General features: G+C 70.9%; 3 protein-coding genes. 1 reads left to right on the forward strand and 2 read right to left on the reverse strand.

The annotated features are described in order from the left end of the window. Positions 1-106 precede the first annotated feature (106 nt). Together ACFWXO_RS28425 and ACFWXO_RS28430 are read right to left on the reverse strand one after the other, a co-directional pair. Positions 107-1,348 carry an ABC transporter substrate-binding protein gene (locus tag ACFWXO_RS28425; protein ID WP_380407947.1) on the reverse strand — a complete coding sequence of 414 codons (1,242 nt, stop codon included), beginning with the start codon at positions 1,346-1,348 and terminating at the stop codon, positions 107-109. A gap of 620 nt (positions 1,349-1,968) precedes the next feature. Continuing rightward, positions 1,969-2,481: a PaaI family thioesterase gene (locus ACFWXO_RS28430; protein WP_380527038.1), complete on the reverse strand. Its 513-nt coding sequence runs from the start codon at positions 2,479-2,481 to the stop codon at positions 1,969-1,971. Between the two features lie 234 nt (positions 2,482-2,715). On the opposite strand from ACFWXO_RS28430, the gene polA reads away from it, so the two are divergent. Beyond that, positions 2,716-5,418 (forward strand): DNA polymerase I, encoded by a 2,703-nt coding sequence (gene polA / locus ACFWXO_RS28435; RefSeq protein ID WP_380527044.1) that lies wholly within the window; start codon positions 2,716-2,718, stop codon positions 5,416-5,418. Positions 5,419-5,471: the final 53 nt, after the last annotated feature.

Consider the following 5,471-nt stretch of genomic DNA (forward strand, 5'->3'; position numbering starts at 1 on the left):
GGCGGGGGGGGGGGGCGGGGGGGCTGGGGCGTGGGGGGGGGGGGGGGCGGTGGCGCCGCGGCGCCCCCCCCCGCGCGCTGGTGGTTCGGTGGGGCCGGCCGGTGTGTCAGCCGTTGAAGGTGCCGGACTTCTCCACGGCCCACTTGCCGTCCTTGACGGTGTAGACGGTGAGCTGCTTGTTGGTGGTGTCGCCGAACTCGTCGAACGAGACCTTGCCGGTGACGCCGTCGAAGGAGACCTTCTGGACGGCGTCGCGGACGGTCTTGCGCAGGCCGTCGCCGGTGGGGAGCTTGCCGTTGTTGCTGGTCACGACGGACTTGACGGCCTGGATGATGGCCCAGGCGCTGTCGTAGGAGTAGCCGCCGTAGGTCTCGTAGGCGTCCTTGTAGCCGGCGGCCTTGTAGTCGGCGATGTACTTCTTGGCGGTGTCGAGGGACTCGACGGGCAGGCCGACGGCGGTGGCGAAGTCGCCCTGGCTCTTGGGGTTGAGCTTGATGAAGTCGCCGCTCTGGATGCCGTCGCCGCCCATCAGGGGGATGGCGACGCCGGCGTCCTTGAGCTGGAGGGAGAGCGGGCCGGCGGCGGGGTACTCGCCGCCGTAGTAGACGGCGTCGGCGCCGGAGGCCTTGACCTTGGTGACGATGGCGGAGAAGTCGCGGTCGTCGGGGTTGACGTGCTCCTCGCCGGCCAGGGTGCCGCCGAGCTTGGTGAACTCGCCCTTGAAGGTGGAGGCGAGGCCGGCGCCGTAGGTCTTCTGGTCGTCGATCAGGAAGACCTTGGTCTTCTTGGCGTCGTTGTAGAGGAACTGGGCGGCGAAGGGGCCCTGGACGGCGTCGGTGGTGGCGGTGCGGAAGTAGGACTTGAAGGGGCGCTTCTTGTCGCCGCTGGCCCACTTCTCGCCCTGGCTGAGGGCGACGCCGGTGTTGGCGGGGGAGATCTCGGTGAGGCTCGCGTCGTCGAAGATCTGCTGCATGGACTGGGCCACGCTGGAGTTGAGCGGGCCGACGACGCCGAGGACCTTGGGGTCGCCGACGAGCTGGGTGGCGTTCTGCTGGCCGGGGGCGGGCTTGGCGGTGTCGTCGAGGGCCTTGACCTCGAACTTGACGCCGGGGACCTCGTTGGTCGCGTTGGCGTTCTTGACGGCGAGGTCGACGGAGTTGCGGATGCCGAGGCCGAGGGCGGAGAGGTCGCCGGTGAGCGGGGCGTCGACGCCGATGACGACGGTGGTGGAGCCGCTGTCCTTGCCGCCGGCGGTGTCGCCGGACTTCCCGCCGCGGGAGCCGCAGGCGGTGAGGCTGAGGGCGCCGATCACGGCAATGCTCACGACAATTGCGGAACGATGACGCACGAGGGTCCCCATTCGGTTCAGGAGGCGCCCGCGCCTGAGTGGCGGGAGCCGGGATGCGCGGAGGGCCGGGCCCATTCCGGATGGCGCGGTGACTGGCCGTGACTCTAGATGCCCTTGGGCGGCTCGGGCAGTGCTGTGGGCAGGCTGTGATTCTCTTGTTATGAGCACACGGAGCATTTGTCTCAGCATGTGGTCGTTCCGGTTCGACCGATCCTGAACTGCTGGGCGTTTACGCGCTGGTGGAGGGATGTAAGGGCCAGAAATGGGGGTTGCAGCTGGCAGCGTCGATAATCGGACAGGAGTGTCCGGTGTACTGCATTCGACCGTGCACGTCCGCATTTCGGACGACGGGGGTGCGGCGAAGAGGTTCCGCGTCGCGGGGGCCGCGGAACTGTCACCTGCTGGGATTTCCCACCTGTTACGCAGTGTTACAGGTTTGGGGGCGCGCCGAGCGCGTCCGGACATGCCGGCGCCCCCTCGTTCAGACCAACGCCTGCCCAGGGTGGCGGAAGGTCAAACAAGGGGGCGGGAAAGAGACTTGATGTCCTAGGTGGTGAACTGCTGCTGCCCGGAGGCCCGTTGTCCCCTCCGGGGAGGCCGTCGCGCTTCCCGGGGGCCCGTTACAGGTCGCGCAGCATGCAGGTCAGCCGGCAGCTGGTGATCCGCTTGCCGGTGTCGTCGGTGATCGCGATCTCGTACGTCGCGGCGGTGCGGCCCTTGAACACCGCCGTCGCCACGCCGGTGACCAGGCCGGAGGTGGCCGAGCGGTGGTGGGTGGCGTTGAGGTCCACGCCCACCGCGTACCGGCCCGGGCCGGCGTGCAGCATCGCGCCGATCGAGCCGAGGGTCTCCGCCAGCGCCGCCGAGGCGCCGCCGTGCAGCAGCCCGTACGGCTGCTGGTTGCCCTCCACCGGCATGGTGCCGACGACCCGGTCGCCGGAGGCCTCGACGATCCGGATGCCGAGCTTCTCGCCGAGGTGGCCGCCGGAGAAGGTCTCCGGGTTCACCCCGAGCTTGGCGAAGTGGTCCAGCACGTCCTGCGGGACGTTCAGGACGGGGGCCGGGGCCGGGGTGCCGTCGGAGGCGCCGTCGGTGGCGGTGCCGGGGGCGGTGTCGGGGGCCGCGTCGGTCATCGGGGGAACTCCTGCCGCTCTGGGGTGACGTCGTCGTGCTGCCTGTGATCGTACGACCGTCCTACTCACTGGTACCGGGCCAGGACCGACCGGCGCGGCGCCCCTTTTGTCGGTGCCGGGCCATAGGATCGGGGACCGGTAGTGGAATCGGCAGGAACGGACGTTGACGTGGCTACGCAGAGTACGGACAAGGGCGCGACGGGTGGCGGCGGGGCCGGCCCGCGACCCCGGCTGATGCTGCTCGACGGGCACTCGATGGCCTACCGGGCCTTCTACGCCCTGCCCGTGGAGAACTTCAACACCTCCACCGGACAGCCCACCAACGCGGTCTACGGCTTCGCCTCGATGCTCGCCAACACCGTCCGGGACGAACGGCCCACCCACCTCGCCGTCGCCTTCGACCTCTCCCGGCAGACCTTCCGCTCCGCCGAGTTCCCCGACTACAAGGCCAACCGGGCCAAGACGCCGGACGAGTTCAAGAGCCAGATCGGCCTGATCGGCGAACTCCTCGACGCCATGCACGTCCCCCGGATGACGGTCGAGGGCTTCGAGGCCGACGACATCATCGCCACCCTCGCCACCGCCGCCGAAGCGGCCGGCTACGACGTCGACATCGTCACCGGCGACCGCGACTCCCTCCAACTCGTCACCGACCACGTCACCGTGCTCTACCCGACCAAGGGCGTCTCCGAGCTCACCCGCTTCACCCCGGAGAAGGTCACCGAGAAGTACGGCGTCACCCCGCGCCAGTACCCCGACCTCGCCGCCCTGCGCGGCGACCCGTCCGACAACCTGCCGGGCATCCCCGGCGTCGGCGAGAAGACCGCCGCCAAGTGGGTCAACCAGTTCGGCTCCTTCGACGAACTCGTCGCCCGCGCCGACGAGGTGAAGGGCAAGATCGGCGAGAAGCTGCGCGACCACCTCGACTCGGTCAAGCGCAACCGGGTGCTCACCGAGCTGGTCCGCGACGTCGAACTCCCGCTGGGCGTCCCCGACCTGGCCCGGCAGTCCTTCGACCGGGACGCCGTCGGCACCCTGATGGAGTCGCTCGAGTTCCGCAACGCCAACTTCCGCGACCGGGTGTTCGGGATCGACCCGGCCGGCGCCGCCGAGGCCGCCGAGGCCGAACTCGCCCCCGGCGTCGAGGTCGACGGCGAACTCCTCACCGACCCGGGCACGCTCGCCGCCTGGCTGCGCGAGCACGCCTCCGACGACAAGGCGCCGGTGGCGCTGGCCGCCGTCTACCAGTGGGCCCTCGGCACCGGCGAGGTCACCGAAGTCGCCCTCGCCGTCGGGGATTCCGCCGCCTGGTTCGACCCGGCGCAGCTCGCCGAGGAGGACGAGCGGGCCTTCGCCGACTGGCTCGCCGACCCGGCCGCCCCCAAGGCCCTGCACATCGCCAAGCAGGTCATGCGGGCCTTCGCCGAACGCGGCTGGACGATCGCCGGGGTCGTCGCCGACACCGCGCTCGCCGCCTACCTGGAGAAGCCCGGCCGCCGCACCTTCACCCTGGAGGTGCTCGCCGAGGAGTACCTGGCCCGCTCGCTCACCCCGGCCGCCCCCGCCGCCGAGAGCGGCCAACTCGCCTTCGACGCACCCGAGGACGACGGCGTCGACGCCGAGGCCGCGCGCGCCCAGGCGCTCATGCTCCAGGCCCGCGCCGTGCTCGACCTCGCCGCGCTCTTCGACACCCGCCTCGCCGAGGTCGGCGCCGCCGGGCTGCTGCACGACATGGAACTGCCCATCGCCGCCCTCCTCGCCCGGATGGAGCGCCACGGCATCGCCGCCGACCGCGACTGGCTCACCCGGCTCGAAGCCCAGTTCGCGGCCGAGATCCAGCGCTGCGTCGAGGAGGCCCACGCCGCCGCCGGGCGCGAGTTCAACCTCGGCTCGCCCAAGCAGCTGCAGGAGATCCTGTTCGGCGAACTCGCCCTCCCCAAGACCAAGAAGATCAAGACCGGCTACACCACCGACGCCGACGCGCTCACCTGGCTCGCCACCCAGACCGACAACGAACTGCCGGTCATCCTGCTGCGCCACCGCGACCAGGCCAAGCTGCGCACCACCGTCGAGGGCCTGCTCAAGACCGTCTCCCCGCAGGGCCGGATCCACACCACCTTCAACCAGATGGTCGCCGCCACCGGCCGGCTCTCCTCGCAGGACCCGAACCTGCAGAACATCCCGGTCCGCACCGAGGAGGGGCGCGCCATCCGCCGCGCCTTCGTCGTCGGGGCCGGCTACGAGTCGCTGCTCACCGCCGACTACTCGCAGATCGAACTGCGGATCATGGCCCACCTCTCCGAGGACGAGGCCCTGATCGAGGCCTTCGCCTCCGGCGAGGACCTCCACACCACCGTCGCCTCCCAGGTCTTCGAGGTCCCGGGCGCGGCGGTCGACGCCGAGATGCGGCGCAAGATCAAGGCGATGTCCTACGGCCTCGCGTACGGGCTCTCCGCGTACGGGCTCTCGCAGCAGCTCAACATCAAGCCCGCCGAGGCCCAGGGCCTGATGGACACCTACTTCGAGCGCTTCGGCGGCGTGCGCGACTACCTGCACCGGGTCGTCGAGGAGGCGCGGGCGACGGGCTACACCGAGACCCTCCTCGGCCGCCGCCGCTACCTGCCCGACCTCAACAGCGACAACCGCCAGCGCCGCGAGATGGCCGAGCGGATGGCCCTCAACGCCCCGATCCAGGGCTCGGCCGCCGACATCGTCAAGATCGCCATGCTGCGGGTCGACGAGGCCCTGCGCGCCGCCGGGCTGACGTCCCGGATGCTGCTCCAGGTGCACGACGAAATCGTGCTGGAACTCGCCCCGGGCGAGCGCGAGTCGGTCGAGGCCGTCGTCCGCGAGCAGATGGCCGGCGCCTACCCGCTGCGCGCCCCGCTCGACGTCTCCGTCGGTGTCGGCGCCGACTGGGAGGCCGCCGCGCACTGACGCGCTGCGCTGCGGTCGTCGGCGGCGGGCCCGGACACGGTGGGTGTCCGGGC

The sequence above is a fragment of the Kitasatospora sp. NPDC059088 genome (genome assembly GCF_042738155.1).
Taxonomy (GTDB): domain Bacteria; phylum Actinomycetota; class Actinomycetes; order Streptomycetales; family Streptomycetaceae; genus Kitasatospora.

Excerpts from the sequence above, each read along its gene's own strand:
- ACFWXO_RS28430 (WP_380527038.1), bottom strand. The coding sequence starts at position 2,481 with ATGACCGACGCGGCCCCCGACACCGCCCCCGGCACCGCCACCGACGGC.
- polA (WP_380527044.1), top strand. The coding sequence starts at position 2,716 with ATGCTGCTCGACGGGCACTCGATGGCCTACCGGGCCTTCTACGCCCTG.